Here is a 14,268-nt window from a genome sequence, read left to right as displayed (position 1 = left end):
TAGAGGATTAAAATGTTATATCAACATGGGTTTACATTAATTGAGATGATGATAGTGATAGCTATTATTGGTATTTTAGCAGCCATTGCAGTACCGCAATATCAAAATTATGTTGCAAAATCTCAAGTTTCACGAGTTATTATTGAAGGTGGACAACTACGTCTATCCGTTGAAGAGTGTCTGCAAACAGGTAAAACACATATCGGTGTTGGTTCAAATGACTGCGACCCTAGAGCAACGGGTTCTAATCTAATTAGTGGTAGTTCGCAAATAGGAGTTGCTTTACCAAGTGGCGTTGGTGTCGCCCAGATTAGTAACCCATTAACAGGCACAGCGACAATTACAGCAACCGTATCTGGTAGTGCAGGGATGGTAATTCAAAACCACAAAGTTCGGTGGGATAGGACAGTTGATGGTTCATGGAGTTGTAAAACAAATATTCCTGAAAAGTTTTTGCCACCTAGCTGTGAATATGATAGAACTGTTCAATAATAACTTGTGATAGAATAGAATATGAAACAATCTATGATAAAAGAAAAAATCATTGCTTTTGGGTATCATTTCTTGGTTTCATTGGATAAAGATGCAGATGTGATTGATACAATATTTGTAAAAAATACCATCAAAATGATTAAATAATCAATATATCACATTCAAAAAAATGCTAAACTATGCCGTTTAGCATTTTTCTTTTGTGTTTTGTTTGTGAATCAACTTATGTCCAGTATTGTACAGCCTATGCGGTTTTTTGTGATTTTTATTGGTTTGTCCATTTTGGGCTATCTGTTGCCATATCATTCGCCGTTGGGGCGAGATTTTTTGGTCAATAGCTTTTCGTTTATTTGCATTGCGATTGGGCTGTTTGGTTTTTTTTGGCAAAACCCATTGACGAATGTGCGTTTTCATGCGTCAATAGTTAGTTGGCTGTTGTTTGCGGCGTTGCTGTTGGTTCAGCCGTTGTTTTTGCATATCAGTTACCCTGACGCTTTGTTGTTTCCTATTGTGTGTTTGTTGGTGGTAGCTTTGACGAGCTTTGCCAGTAGTCAAGTCATTGATAAACGTTTGTTTTTAAATAGATTTTTTGTTTTTGCTTATGTCATGGCGTTGGCGACTTTTGTCATTCAGATTATGCAAATCAATGATTGGACGTACAATCTTGGCAGTTGGGTCATCATTCGTAACAATGCCTTGCCGACACGCTTGGACGGCAATTTTGGACAAGCAAATCATGCAGGTTATGGCTTTGTGTTGGCGTTGTGTGGGGTGATTTATCAGTTGCACCAGTCATTTGTGGTACAAAGTATTCCCAAAAAATCCGACAAATTTTTGTTAATATACCGTATTGGCTTGGTGTTACTGTTTGCGATATTTAGTGCAGGGCTTGCGTGGACGCAAAGTAGGGCAGGGCTTGTCATGATGGTGGCGGTGATTGGCGTGTACTTTTTTGCCCAACAAATCGCCATCAAATCCAAATTATTGCTGACGATATTGGCATGGGCTTTTTTTGGATTGTATTATGTTGGGGCAAGTTGGCTTGGCAGTTTGATGTTGGGGCAGGGCAATCTTGGGGCGGTGAGCCGAATGTCAGGCGGTCAGGGCAATCGCACGGCTTTGTACGAGCGTGGCATGATGATGTTTGCTGACCACAGCTTGACGGGCGTGGGTTGGAATAACTATATGAAAGCGAGCATTGACTACGCCCAGCAGTTTCATTAGCCCGAGATTGCCGACCATTCACACAATTTTATCAGCATGATATTGGCGGAAATGGGGCTGTTGGGGGCGTTGTGCTGTTTGCCGATTGTGTGGGTATTGGTGCGAGCGGTGCATTTTCGCCACAGTAGCGAAAGTGCGATTGCGTTGGCGTTTGTGATTGCCAGTCTTTTATATGCCAGTGTGGAATATCCGCTTTGGTATTTTCGTTATTTGGTAATATTTTCGGTATTTTTGACTTTGGTGGAAGCCAAAAATTTTGTGCCAATCACTTATAAACGCCCATCTTGGTCAATTTTTGGTACAAATGGTATTTTGGCGTTGCTTAGCCTTGTGTTGGCGGTGGGCGGTATTTTTTATGCTTATCAATATTACAAATTAGATTATCTTAATTATAGCCGTTTTACCACCCACAAAAATCACCAATTTACTGACAATCAAATTGATTATAGCAAAAAATTGTTTGGCTTTAGTGCGTATGACGAGCGTTTATTGGCAATGAAAATCCCTATCAATGGCAATGATGTGGACAAAAAATTGCCGATTTTTGCTGATGTGTTAAATAATGATTCATCACAGTTTAATATGTTGGCTTATGCTCAATTATTGGCTTTTAAAGGACAAAAAGACAAGGCGTTTGCATATATTCAAGCGTCCTGTGTCATGGTGCGAGATGTCAGTTTTTGTGATAATGTGGACAGCGATTTGTCAAAACTTGCTAAAAATAATCCACAAGTGTTTGCGGATTTGTACCAACGTTTTGTCGCCTGGCGAGAGCAGAACCCTGAAAAAACAGGTTTAAACATCAAATCCGAATTTGATTAGCAAATTTAAAAAAATATACGAAAAATTTAAAACCCTAAAAATTTATGAAAAAAATTCACAATCCAATCTTGTCTTTGTGGCGATATTTGCCCGTTCGCTTGCTGGTCGGCTGGCTTGTCGTTGCGATTTTTCCTGCGATGTGGCGGTGGACTGGGCGTATGCTTCGTTGGGATTTGTTAGACACGCAGTTAAATAGCCTGCTGTTGGCAAGTGTTGGCGTGGTGATGGTAACACTTGCGTTAAATCGGCTGTCACAATTTCCCGGACAGCGTGCGTTAAGCTATGTATTGCCGACTTTGCTTGGCGTGGTGATGTTGTTGAGTGCAGTGCTGTTGGTGTTTCGGTTGCCGTATTCGTTGTATTATTTGGCGTTTGCATCTGTGTTTGGTTTTGTGTTTTTTTTGTTGTCATATATGCTTGAGCAAAAAATTTCACAGCCCTTTATGGCGTACATTCCGCTTGGGCGTTGTCAAGATTTTGATAAAGTGATTGATATTAATTGGTTAAAACTGGAAAAACCACAACTGGATAAAAATCTTTATCCCAACATTGACGGTATTGTCGCCGATTTGTCCAGCCCGTATTTGGATGACAGTTGGCAACATTTTTTGACTGAACAGACTTTGCAAGGCGTGCCTGTGTATAATCATCGACAAATTTATGAAAGTTTGACAGGGCGTTCACCGATTTATCATTTGTATGAAAACGATTTGGGGTCGTTGCTGCCTTCGCAAGGTTATTTATTTGTCAAACAATGTTTGGATATTTTGGCGGTATTGGCGGTTGCACCGATTGTGTTGCCGATTTGTCTATTGACCGCATTGGCAATTCGCTTGGAAAACTCTGGCAAAGTGATTTTTGTGCAAGAGCGAGTGGGGCAGGGCGGAAAACTGTTCAAAATTTACAAATTTCGCAGTATGACCACCGATGCCGAAAAACATGGGGCAAAACTGGCACAACAAAATGACGCAAGGGTAACAAAAGTTGGCAAATTTATCCGAAAAACCCGCATTGACGAATTGCCCCAATTTATCAATGTGTTAAAAGGTGAAATGAGCCTGATTGGACCAAGACCTGAGCAGTTAAGTTTTGTCAAAACCTTTGAAAAATCCATTCCGTTTTATAATTATCGCCATATTGTCAAACCTGGGATATCGGGCTGGGCACAAGTTACGCAAGGCTATGCAGGCAACGAAGATGAAACGGCGTTAAAAATCCAATACGACTTTTTTTATATCAAAAATATCTCACTGATGCTGGATATTTTAATCGTGATAAAAACCATTCAAACCATGCTGACAGGCTTTGGGGCAAGATGACTTTGGTGAGAAATGATTTTGACAAATATTTATGGATTAACGTTTTCTACCAAGTCATTGTTTTTATTAGCAATCAAATTTTCAAACGCTGGCACAAGCGTACCGATAATCCAATCATGTCGCCAACCCAACAAATAAATCGGCAATTCACGGTTGTTATCCATCGCAAAAGCGTACACATCGGTGAGCCATTTTTTGCGGATTAACACGTTATTTGGTACGTTGATGATGGTGGCTTGGTTGTCAATCAGACTTTGTAGCTGTTTTTGCATATCGTCCGACAAACTGCGGTACGGTATTGGCAAGGTGTCAGGATAGCTGTCATCGCTGTTTTTGCGAATGTCATTGATGATTTTTAAAATCTCTTGACCGTACATACGTATGACGTTGGGCTTGATACTGGTAAAACTAAGCTGTTTGAGCGATTGGGGCAGTTTTTCCACGATTTCTTGTAAGGCTTGCGGACGCAAAATATAGGTGCGTGGGCGGTTGATAGAGCGAGCCAACTGCTCACGCCATTCGCACAACGCCTGTAAAATCGCTAACTGCTCACGACTGTAGCGAAAATCTGCTACACTCAAATAAATTTTATCATCGTCTTGTTGGCTGACTTGATACAGTTCATGGGCGTAATGTTGGCTGTCTTGTTTGGAAAAATCAAACAAATGTTGATCGGTTAATTGGGTTTTGATTTCATCATACAACGCCAACAAATACCGCACATCATCGCTGGCATAACGTTCTTGCTCAGGTGTGAGCGGACGTTGTAGCCAGTCGGATTGGCTTTCGCCTTTGTCCACATGAATATCTAAGGTATCTAATAAGGCTTTTTGATAACCAAAACTTAACTCACCTGTTAAAAAAGATAAACCAATTTGCGTGTCAAATACATTGTCCAACGCAGGCAATTCGGACAATAAATAATAAATCCCCAAGTCTTCGCCACAAGCGTGTAGCACCATCGTTGGCACATCGGCAATCACTTGCCAAAAATCGTACAAATCCAGCTTTGGCACATCAAGCAAATAAATGGCTCGTCCTGTATTTACTTGTAATAAGGCAAGGCGTGGAAAAAAGGTATCTCGCTTGATAAACTCGGTATCAAGGGCGATGATATCCACTTCGTCAATCTCGTCCATCAGTTTGTCAAGTTGTTCGTCATTGCGTACCCAAATCGTGGGTAATTCATCTAGGGTTTGTTTTTGTTCGGTGGTTAAAGGGGTTTGTGTTAGCATGGTTGGCTCGTTAGTTTGTTGTTTTTGATAAATTATATTTTACCACGATTTTGCAAAGCTTGCCCAAGCGTCATACTATCCAAATACTCAAGCTCGCCACCCATCGGCACGCCTTGAGCAATGCGACTAATCTGCCCCACATATGGCTTTATCGCCTCACTGACAAAAAAAGCAGTCGTCTGTCCCTCAACCGTGTTGTTTGTCGCCAAAATCACCTCTTTGACAGGATTGCCCTCATCAATTTGGCGTTTTAACTGAAAAATCAACTGGTCAATGCCAAGCTGCTCCGCCCCAATGCCGTCAATCGGCGATAAATAACCGCCTAACACAAAATACCGCCCTTGAAAACTTGCCGTCTGCTCAATCGCCACCATATCGCCAGCCGTTTCTACGATACACAAAAGTTGATTATCTCGCTGTGGATTGGCACAAATCGGACAAATATCATCGTCCGAAAAGCCACGACAAATTTGGCATTGTTTGATTTCGTTCATGGCTATCATCAAGGCTTCAGCGAGCTGTATGCCTTGCGTGCGTTTATGATTTAACAAATGCAACGCCATGCGTTGAGCGGTTTTTTGTCCGACACTTGGCAATACTTTTAATTCTTTGACAAGGTTATCAAATTTTGGGGTTAGCACAGATTTTTTCCATGTAAGTAAGAACCTTTATTCACAACATCACGCAATAAAATTATGTGAATTTGTGGTAAATACTTGTTTGCTTTTGCATGAAAAATGGCTAAATTTTGCTTTTCTACATCAAAAACTTGATTGATAGAATAACCATTAGTCTGCGTTTTTTTCTTGAAAAGCTGGCAATTTATCTCATTTTTCATTGCAAAGACGTTATGAATACAGGTTCTAAAATTGAATAAGATGAATAAAAATGACTGATAAAGCCAATTTTATCAGTCATTTAGATGGTTATTTGTGGTTAGATGATTGATTTTTATCAAAAGTTTGACAAATTAACCAAACAAACCTTGCATCCCCGGTGGCAAGCCCATACCGCTTGTTGCCCCTGCGATTTCTTTTTCGTGCAGTTCGTCTGCTTGACGCACAGCGTCATTGATGGCGGCAGCGATTAAATCTTCAATCATATCAGGCTCATCTTGGAGCAAGCTTGGGTCAATCTGCAAGCGTTTGACAACGTGTTTGCCACTCATGGTAACTTTTACCAAGCCGTTGCCTGCTTCGGCGTGGACTTCTTTTTCGGCTAGGCGTTTTTTGGCGTTTTCCACGTTGGTTTCTACTTGTTTTTGCATCATTTGGGCTTGTTGCATTAAGGCTTGTAAATTCATAAAATTTTCCTTGCTATTAAAAAGTTTATTGTAAAACAAAATAAGTGATTTGTTAATGACAATTTTGTGTATTTTTTGCTGATTTGTTGGCAAAACTTGAAATTTATTTTAAGAAACGAGCGATTATTTGTTATAATAATCTAATTTTAACGTTTGATAAAAAGGCAAGTTTATGTCAAATCAAGATTTATTTACAATCGGCTCACGCACCTTTTCTTCACGCTTATTGGTCGGCACAGGCAAATACAAAGATTTAACCGAAACCGCCCAAGCCATTGAAAATAGCGGAGCCCAGATTGTTACCGTTGCTATTCGCCGTGTTAATATTGGACAAAAAAAAGATGAACCGAATCTGTTAGACGTGATTTCGCCTGACAAATATACGATTTTGCCAAATACCGCAGGTTGTTTTGATGCCGAAACGGCGGTGCGGACTTGTCAGCTTGCTCGTGAGTTGCTTGACGGACATAATTTGGTCAAACTGGAAGTGTTGGGCGATGAAAAAAACCTTTACCCAAATGTGGTAGAAACGTTAAAAGCCTGTCGCACTTTGATTGACGATGGTTTTGATGTGATGGTTTATACATCAGATGACCCAATTGTCGCCAAAGAGTTAGAGAGTATGGGCTGTGTGGCGATTATGCCGTTGGGAAGTTTGATTGGCTCTGGCTTGGGCTTGTTAAACCGTCATACCTTAAGTTTGATTGTTGAACAAACCAAAGTGCCTGTGTTGGTTGATGCAGGCGTGGGAACGGCAAGCGATGCGTCCATTGCGATGGAGCTTGGCTGTGATGGCGTGTTGATGAATACGGCGATTGCCCACGCTCAAAATCCTGTGCTAATGGCAAGTGCGATGAAGCACGCTGTGATAGCAGGGCGAGAGGCGTTTTTGGCAGGGCGTATGCCGATGCGTGCGATGGCACAAGCCAGTTCACCGCAGACAGGTTATTTTTTTCGTTAAGTTTTTATTCAGGTTTTGAGAAATTTTATGCGTTTATTGACCGCCACCGACCAGTTGTTTTTGTTATTAGAAAATCGCAATCAGCCCATGCACATTGGTGGACTGTTTTTGTTTGAATTGCCAAAAGATGCCAAAGACAACTTTGTCAGCGAGCTTGTGCAACTCATGCGTGATAACAAAACGCCACCGACTTTTCCGTTTAATCAGGTGTTGCACCGTTTGTTGTTTTGGCAAACGGATAAAAATTTTGATGTGTCGCACCATTTTCGCCACATTGCCTTGCCAAAACCTGCTCGCATGACCGAATTGTTAAACTATGTGTCAAAAGAACACGCCAATTTGCTTGACAAATCAAAACCAATGTGGGAATGTCATGTGATTGAAGGCATTGAGAACAATCGTTTTGCCTTGTATTTTAAAATTCATCATGCCATGATTGACGGTGTGGCGGCGTTGCAGTTGGTAAAAAAATCCTTATCACAATCGCCCACCGAAAAGGTGAGTTTGCCGATTTGGTCATTGATGACACGTCATCGCCATGTGTTAGATGGCTTGATTCCAAAAAATAAATCCTTGTTACGCATTGCCAAAGAGCAAGGATCGGCAGTGCTACCTGTGGGTTTGGAATTGTTAAAAAATCTGTACGAACGCTTTGATAAAAACTACATCACCTCCAGTCAAGCCCCAGACAGTATTCTCAATCAGCCGATTTCAAGCTCTCGTTATGTGGCGGTTGCTTCCTTTGAGATGAGCCGTTTTCAGCAGATTGCCAAGCATTTTGCTGTCAGTTTTAATGATGTAGTTTTGGCGATTTGTGCAGGGGCGATTCGCCGTTATTTGTTGGATTTGGACGCATTGCCAAAAAAACCGTTGGTAAGTTTTGTGCCGTTATCTGTCCGCCAAAATGACAATGTTGGCAATCAAATCACCTTTATACTCGCAAGCCTTGCTACTCATCTTGATGACCCTGTGGAACGCCTAAAAACCATTTACGGCAGTACCACCAACAGCAAAAACCGCTTTGCACGTATGAATCAAGCCAGTGCGATTATTTACAGTGGTTTGGTGTATAGCCGAGCGTGGCTACAGTTGGTTACAGGATTGTTCCCTGAGTATCGTGGCTTTAATCTGATTATTTCCAACGTGCCGTCTACCAAACAGCCGTTATATTGGCATGGGGCGAAGTTACAAGCCTTGTACCCTGCGTCTGTTGTCCTAGACGACCAAGCGATGAACATCACGCTGTGTACTTACGAAAACAACATTGATTTTTGTATTGTAGCGTGCCGAAAAGCGTTGCTAAATATTGACAAAATTTTGGATTATATGGAAAAAGAGTTAACAATTTTTGATGATATTATCAAAAAATCAAATAGTAGATAAATAAATGTTTATTAAATTTTAGCAATATCAATCATCTGTTGCCAATCGTCAGGCAAGTTTTTGGGGATTGGCAAATCTTGTTCAAAATAATATTTTAACGTGGTCATAAACATCGTTGCCATGATGGTCGCTTGGTAATCAAGGTTTTTTGGCAAAGGCATATCGTCCGTTTTTTGTTGTGCCAACACGATAAAATTTTGTTTTAACATACCAAACATATCTTGATACAGATTGTGTTTTTTGGTGCGGATTTTCCATAAAGCTAACATTTGTTTGCGAATTTCAAAAATTGCCTGTCCATGATTATCCATGATAATTTCTAACATTTGTACATCAGCAGTCAGTCTATCATTTAACAATTGTTCAATTTTTTGGCGAAAATCGGTAATCATTTGCCCTGCCAAATCACTTTTGCCTGCATAATACTTATAAAAAGTGGCACGATTTACCAAACCTTTGTTTAAAATATCTTGAATGGTAATTTCGTCATATTCTTGCTCGCTTAGCAAGTCTATAAAAGCGTCCCGAATGGCTTTGTGGGTTTTGATAATGCGTAAGTCCATTTTTTTCTCGTTAGGTTTTGTTCAATATTTTTAAAAAATTTGGTCGGTTATATAGCTATTCTAGCAGATATTTTTTGGCAAAAACAGGGTTTAACCATCTATTTTTTGCTTTTTTGTTTATTAACAAATAGCTTTGTTTGATATTGTTGGTATGCAAATGTACACTTTTTTTTTAAAATATATGCCATTTTTAGAAAATTTTGATAATTTTTACATTAATCTTATTATTTGCATGATTTTTGTAACTTTTTTTTAAAATATTTGCAACTTATTTGTTGCTTTTTACTTTATAATACGCTGTTAATTTTTATTTTTTTCATGAGGTTTTTATGAAATATCCTGTTTTGTTGATGACAGCATTGGCAAGTGCGGTGTTTTTGGCTGGCTGTAGCAAGTCAGACCAGTCGGTACAGCAAGCGGCAGCCGCCCAACAGATGCCACCATCTGTGGTGAATGTGTTGCCTGTACAATTTCAGTCTGTGCCTTTGGTGAAAGAGCTATCTGGTAAGACGGTCGCTTATCAAGAGGCGATTGTTACGCCACAGGTGTCTGGTATTATTGATGAACAATTGTTCCGTGATGGGGCATTTGTAAAACGTGGTCAGCCTTTGTATCGTTTGAACAAAGACAATTATAGCAGTACGTTGGCAGGCAGTCGGGCAAGCTATGAGCAAGCGGTGGCAAATATCGGTACAGCAGAGGCAAATTTGGAAAGCCAAAGAACCCAGTTAGCATTGGCTCGTGCCAATTTGGCTCGTTTGGAGATGTTAAAAGGTTCAAATGCCATTTCAAAACAAGAATATGACACAGGCGTGGCAACGGTGAGAAGTGCTGAAGCTGCCGTCAAAAACGCCCAAGCCCAAATTGTTGCTGCTCAAAAAACTGCCGCCGCCGCAGGGCAAACGGTGAAAGGCAATCAGTTGAACATGGACCGTACTGTTGTAACTGCACCAATGAGTGGTCAGACAGAACGCTCAAAAGTCAATGTCGGTACGTTGGCAAGTGCAGGGCAAACGCAAATGGTTACTATTTCGCAGTTAAACCCAATTTATGTGGACATTAGCCAATCATCAGCGGAAATGTTGGCATTACGCAGTCAGATGATGAATGGTAACTTAAGCCAGGCAAGCTCGGCACAAGTACGTTTAAAACTGTCTGATGGTTCAACGTATCCTGTGATTGGTCAGTTGCGTTTTGAAGAAGCCAAAGTTGATAGCCACACAGGTACGGTGAATTTGCGTGCGGTGTTTGATAACGATGAATTTATCCTATTGCCGGGTATGATGGTGCGTGCCGAAGTCATTCAAGGCGTAGTGAATAATGCTGTGCTATTGCCACAAAGTGCGATTAACCGTACTGCCAAAGGTGATACGACTGTGTATATCGTTGATGCCAACAAAAAAATCCAAGTCCGCCCTGTCAAAACCAGTGGCACATACGAAGGACAATGGGTGGTAACTGATGGCTTAAAACAAGGCGAAAATGTCGTTGTGGTTGGCGGTGCAAAAGTCAAACCAGACCAACAAGTTGAAGTCAAACCTTATGTACCTGACAGTAGCGGACAAGCAGGGCAAAATGCGAATGCAAATATGAACGCACCTGTAGCAAGTAGTGCTTCGGCAAGCCAACCAAAACCATAAGCAAAAATAGGGGATTTTAATGTCACGTTTTTTTATTGACCGCCCAATTTTTGCTTGGGTAATCGCCATGCTCATCATGTTGATGGGTGTGCTTGCGATTTTTAAGCTACCGATTGAGCAGTATCCACGTATCGCACCGCCGACTGTAACGGTCAGTGCGACTTACCCAGGGGCATCGGCACAGACCATTGAAGATACGGTTACACAGATTATTGAGCAACAGATGAAAGGCTTAGACGGCTTGATGTATATGTCATCAAGCTCATCGTCAAGCGGTGCAGCTCAAGTTACTTTAACCTTTGAAAACGGTACTGACCCAGATACCGCCCAAGTACAAGTACAAAACAAACTACAAGCCGCCACCAGCTCATTGCCAGAAATGGTACAGCGTATGGGTGTGTCGGTGAACAAATCATCAAGTGGTTTTTTGATGGTAATGGGCTTTTTATCTGAAGATGGCAGTATGGATAGGTCAGATATTGCTGACTATGTAAACTCAAATGTTGTTGACCAATTAAGCCGTGTGGAAGGCGTGGGTAGTGTCAATGTGTTTGGTTCTGCTTACTCGATGCGTATTTGGCTTGACCCTGCAAAACTGCGTACTTACAGCCTAATGCCGTCTGATGTTGTGTCTGCTATTCAAGCCCAAAACACGCAAGTGTCGGCAGGACAAGTCGGTCAGCAACCTACCTCAAACGACCGTCAAGTGATTAACGCCACAGTTAATTTACAAAGTTTATTACAAACGCCAGAACAATTTCGCAATATTATCCTAAAATCAACCAATGACGGTGCGACAGTGCGTCTTGGTGATGTGGCAAAAGTAGAAATCGGTAGCGAAAGTTACAGCGTTTTATCCATGTATAACGGCAAAGAAGCCGCAGGTGTCGGTATTTCCTTGGCATCAGGTGCGAATGCGTTAGACACTCGTGAAGCGGTTGAAGCCAAAATCAACGAATTAAAACCCAACTTCCCAGCAGGTATGAGCGTGGTCGTGCCGTATGACACCACACCGTTTGTGCGTTTGTCAATTGAACAAGTTGTGCATACGTTGGTAGAAGCGATTGTGCTTGTGTTCTTGGTGATGTTCCTATTTTTACAAAGCTGGCGTGCAACCATTATTCCAACGCTTGCCGTGCCTGTGGTTTTGCTCGGCACGTTTGGTATTTTGTACGTGTTAGGCTTTAGTATCAATGTTTTAACCATGTTTGCCCTTGTTTTGTCTATCGGTCTGTTGGTGGACGATGCGATTGTTGTCGTGGAAAACGTGGAACGTATTTTGGAAGAAGACCCAAATATCTCGGTCGTGGATGCCACTCGTGAATCCATGCGTGAGATTGGCAAAGTGGTTATCGGTATTGCGTTGATTTTGTCAGCCGTATTTATTCCGATGGCGTTTTTTGGTGGTTCCACTGGAGTGATTTATCGTCAGTTCTCCATTACCTTGATTACCAGTATGGTGCTATCTGCGGTGGTGGCGTTGATTTTTACCCCTGCACTTTGTGCCACGATTTTAAAACGTTCAAAAAATCATGATAAACATGGTGAAGGTCAAACAGGTTTTTTTGCTTGGTTTAACCGCTCTTTTTATAATGTTAGTAAAAAGTACGAAAATTTTGTTGGTAAAAGTATCAAAGTCAAATGGTTGTATGCCATTGGTTATGTGGTCGTGATTGCGATTATGTCGTTGGTATTCTTGCGTATTCCAAGTTCATTCTTACCTGAAGAAGACCAAGGTATGTTAATGACGCTTGTGCAACTGCCAGCTGGTTCTAGCCAAGCTGAAACACAAGCCGTCATTGATAAAGTAACGACTTATTATCAAACCCAAGAAAAAGACAATGTTGATGGTATTTTTGCTGTGAATGGTTTTAGTTTTGCAGGTCAAGGGCAAAACATGGGCTTAGCCTTTATCCGTCTAAAAGATTGGGAAAACCGTACAGGCGATGCCAATAAAGCCCAAGCGATTGCAGGGCGCGCAATGGGTTACTTTATGACCCAAGTGAATGAAGCCCAAGTATTCGCTCTTGCTCCACCTGCTATTCAAGGTATGGGAACAGCGACAGGCTTTGACTTGCAATTACAAGATGCAGGCAATGTCGGACACGAAAAACTGCTAGAAGCTCGTAATATGCTACTTGGTATGGCGGCACAAAGCAAAGACGTGACAGGCGTGCGTCCAAATGGTTTAGAAGATTCGCCACAGCTCAAAGTAAACGTGGATTATGAAACCGCCAACTCAATGGGTGTCGCACCTAGCACCATTAACAGCGTACTATCAACGGCTTGGGGTAGTAGCTATGTTAATAACTTCCTTGACCGTGGTCGTGTCAAAAAAGTCTATCTACAAGGCGAAGCCGACAGCCGTACCACACCAGAAGACATTAACAAATGGTATGTGCGTAACAATCAAGGCGACATGATTCCGTTTAGCTCATTTGCCACGACAGAATGGCAATACGGCTCGCCAAACTTGACCCGTTATAACAGCCTGTCATCAATGAACCTACAAGGTAGTGCCGCCCCTGGCAAAAGTACAGGTGAAGCGATGGCAGCGATGGAAGCCATGATTGCCAAACTACCACAAGGTATCAGCCATGAGTGGACAGGTCTATCACTTGAAGAGCGTAAATCTGGTGCACAAGCACCAATGTTATACGCCATCTCTATTCTGGTGATTTTCTTGTGTTTGGCAGCGTTGTATGAAAGCTGGTCAATTCCGTTTGCGGTATTGCTTGTTGTTCCGCTAGGGATTTTGGGTGCGTTGCTGTTTACAGGTGGACGTGGTTTGTCAAATGACATTTATTTGCAAGTGGGTCTATTAACCGTTGTTGGTCTTTCGGCAAAAAATGCGATTTTGATTATTGAATTTGCCAAAGAACGCCAAGACGCAGGGCATAATTTGTTTGATTCGGTAACGGTCGCCGCTCGTCAGCGTCTGCGTCCGATTATCATGACATCGCTTGCCTTTGGTATCGGTGTTGTGCCATTGTTCTTGGCGACTGGGGCAGGTTCAGGTAGCCAAAACGCCATTGGTACGTCTGTGTTGGGCGGTGTTGTGAGTGCCACGATTTTGGGTGTATTCTTTATCCCAATGTTCTATGTGTGGGTTCGCTCAATCATTAAAGCTAAAGAACCAAATGACACCAATAATCCAAACAGTGCAAACGGCTCAAACCATGTGGTTTTGTCAAAAGACAACACAACATTACATGAGCCAATCAATCATACCAATCATTAAAGTGATGAATTTGATTGACAAAATAAGGTAAAATATAAAAAAATGGTTTAATCAAGATTAAGCCATTTTTTGCTAACAGAATTTA

General features: G+C 41.5%; 13 protein-coding genes. 9 read left to right on the top strand and 4 right to left on the bottom strand.

The window, feature by feature from the left end:
- Positions 1-12 precede the first annotated feature (12 nt).
- From ACGTJS_RS01300 to ACGTJS_RS01280, 5 genes are all read left to right on the top strand, one after another.
- The gene (locus tag ACGTJS_RS01300; RefSeq protein WP_410472579.1) at positions 13-492 is read left to right on the top strand and encodes a pilin; all 480 of its coding nucleotides are present in this window, start codon (positions 13-15) and stop codon (positions 490-492) included.
- Between the two features lie 21 nt (positions 493-513).
- Positions 514-639 carry a hypothetical protein gene (locus ACGTJS_RS01295; RefSeq protein WP_410472578.1) on the top strand — a complete coding sequence of 42 codons (126 nt, stop codon included), beginning with the start codon at positions 514-516 and terminating at the stop codon, positions 637-639.
- Positions 640-717: 78 nt separating this feature from the next.
- Positions 718-1,716: an O-antigen ligase family protein gene (locus tag ACGTJS_RS01290; RefSeq protein WP_410472577.1), complete on the top strand. Its 999-nt coding sequence runs from the start codon at positions 718-720 to the stop codon at positions 1,714-1,716.
- Between the two features lie 36 nt (positions 1,717-1,752).
- The gene (locus ACGTJS_RS01285) at positions 1,753-2,538 is read left to right on the top strand and encodes a Wzy polymerase domain-containing protein (RefSeq protein WP_410472576.1); all 786 of its coding nucleotides are present in this window, start codon (positions 1,753-1,755) and stop codon (positions 2,536-2,538) included.
- Between the two features lie 44 nt (positions 2,539-2,582).
- A complete protein-coding gene (locus ACGTJS_RS01280; RefSeq protein ID WP_410472575.1) occupies positions 2,583-3,857 on the top strand; it encodes an exopolysaccharide biosynthesis polyprenyl glycosylphosphotransferase in 1,275 nt (424 codons plus the stop codon).
- A 29-nt stretch (positions 3,858-3,886) separates the two neighbouring features.
- On the opposite strand, the gene ACGTJS_RS01275 is transcribed toward ACGTJS_RS01280, so the two are convergent.
- From ACGTJS_RS01275 to ACGTJS_RS01265, 3 genes are all read right to left on the bottom strand, one after another.
- Complete coding sequence (locus tag ACGTJS_RS01275) at positions 3,887-5,092, bottom strand: ribonuclease D (RefSeq protein WP_410472574.1); 1,206 nt, start codon at positions 5,090-5,092, stop codon at positions 3,887-3,889.
- A 32-nt stretch (positions 5,093-5,124) separates the two neighbouring features.
- On the bottom strand, positions 5,125-5,733 hold the full coding sequence (recR, locus tag ACGTJS_RS01270) for a recombination mediator RecR (RefSeq protein WP_410472573.1): 609 nt from the start codon (positions 5,731-5,733) through the stop codon (positions 5,125-5,127).
- Positions 5,734-6,062: 329 nt separating this feature from the next.
- A complete protein-coding gene (locus ACGTJS_RS01265; protein WP_410472572.1) occupies positions 6,063-6,395 on the bottom strand; it encodes a YbaB/EbfC family nucleoid-associated protein in 333 nt (110 codons plus the stop codon).
- A gap of 172 nt (positions 6,396-6,567) precedes the next feature.
- On the opposite strand from ACGTJS_RS01265, the gene ACGTJS_RS01260 reads away from it, so the two are divergent.
- Together ACGTJS_RS01260 and ACGTJS_RS01255 are read left to right on the top strand one after the other, a co-directional pair.
- Complete coding sequence (locus ACGTJS_RS01260; protein WP_315042686.1) at positions 6,568-7,356, top strand: thiazole synthase; 789 nt, start codon at positions 6,568-6,570, stop codon at positions 7,354-7,356.
- A gap of 27 nt (positions 7,357-7,383) precedes the next feature.
- A complete protein-coding gene (locus ACGTJS_RS01255) occupies positions 7,384-8,739 on the top strand; it encodes a WS/DGAT/MGAT family O-acyltransferase (protein WP_410472571.1) in 1,356 nt (451 codons plus the stop codon).
- 11 nt (positions 8,740-8,750) lie between these two features.
- Here ACGTJS_RS01255 and ACGTJS_RS01250 read toward each other — a convergent pair whose 3' ends face one another.
- Complete coding sequence (locus ACGTJS_RS01250) at positions 8,751-9,302, bottom strand: TetR/AcrR family transcriptional regulator (protein ID WP_315042689.1); 552 nt, start codon at positions 9,300-9,302, stop codon at positions 8,751-8,753.
- Between the two features lie 329 nt (positions 9,303-9,631).
- On the opposite strand from ACGTJS_RS01250, the gene ACGTJS_RS01245 reads away from it, so the two are divergent.
- Both ACGTJS_RS01245 and ACGTJS_RS01240 read left to right on the top strand, forming a co-directional pair.
- Positions 9,632-10,942: an efflux RND transporter periplasmic adaptor subunit gene (locus ACGTJS_RS01245; protein WP_410472570.1), complete on the top strand. Its 1,311-nt coding sequence runs from the start codon at positions 9,632-9,634 to the stop codon at positions 10,940-10,942.
- Positions 10,943-10,961: 19 nt separating this feature from the next.
- Positions 10,962-14,183, top strand: coding sequence for an efflux RND transporter permease subunit (locus ACGTJS_RS01240; protein WP_410472569.1), 3,222 nt, complete (start codon positions 10,962-10,964; stop codon positions 14,181-14,183).
- Positions 14,184-14,268 lie beyond the last annotated feature (85 nt).

It is taken from the genome of Faucicola mancuniensis (genome assembly GCF_046523945.1).
In the GTDB taxonomy this organism is placed as follows: domain Bacteria; phylum Pseudomonadota; class Gammaproteobacteria; order Pseudomonadales; family Moraxellaceae; genus Faucicola; species Faucicola mancuniensis.
Note: the sequence above shows the minus strand (reverse complement) of the source record. Positions and strands in the feature narration are given on the sequence as shown.

Excerpts from the sequence above, each read along its gene's own strand:
- ACGTJS_RS01300 (WP_410472579.1), top strand. The coding sequence starts at position 13 with ATGTTATATCAACATGGGTTTACATTAATTGAGATGATGATAGTGATA.
- ACGTJS_RS01245 (WP_410472570.1), top strand. The coding sequence starts at position 9,632 with ATGAAATATCCTGTTTTGTTGATGACAGCATTGGCAAGTGCGGTGTTT.
- ACGTJS_RS01290 (WP_410472577.1), top strand. The coding sequence starts at position 718 with ATGTCCAGTATTGTACAGCCTATGCGGTTTTTTGTGATTTTTATTGGT.
- ACGTJS_RS01265 (WP_410472572.1), bottom strand. The coding sequence starts at position 6,395 with ATGAATTTACAAGCCTTAATGCAACAAGCCCAAATGATGCAAAAACAA.
- ACGTJS_RS01280 (WP_410472575.1), top strand. The coding sequence starts at position 2,583 with ATGAAAAAAATTCACAATCCAATCTTGTCTTTGTGGCGATATTTGCCC.
- ACGTJS_RS01255 (WP_410472571.1), top strand. The coding sequence starts at position 7,384 with ATGCGTTTATTGACCGCCACCGACCAGTTGTTTTTGTTATTAGAAAAT.
- ACGTJS_RS01275 (WP_410472574.1), bottom strand. The coding sequence starts at position 5,092 with ATGCTAACACAAACCCCTTTAACCACCGAACAAAAACAAACCCTAGAT.
- ACGTJS_RS01295 (WP_410472578.1), top strand. The coding sequence starts at position 514 with ATGAAACAATCTATGATAAAAGAAAAAATCATTGCTTTTGGGTATCAT.
- ACGTJS_RS01240 (WP_410472569.1), top strand. The coding sequence starts at position 10,962 with ATGTCACGTTTTTTTATTGACCGCCCAATTTTTGCTTGGGTAATCGCC.
- ACGTJS_RS01250 (WP_315042689.1), bottom strand. The coding sequence starts at position 9,302 with ATGGACTTACGCATTATCAAAACCCACAAAGCCATTCGGGACGCTTTT.
- ACGTJS_RS01285 (WP_410472576.1), top strand. The coding sequence starts at position 1,753 with ATGATATTGGCGGAAATGGGGCTGTTGGGGGCGTTGTGCTGTTTGCCG.
- ACGTJS_RS01260 (WP_315042686.1), top strand. The coding sequence starts at position 6,568 with ATGTCAAATCAAGATTTATTTACAATCGGCTCACGCACCTTTTCTTCA.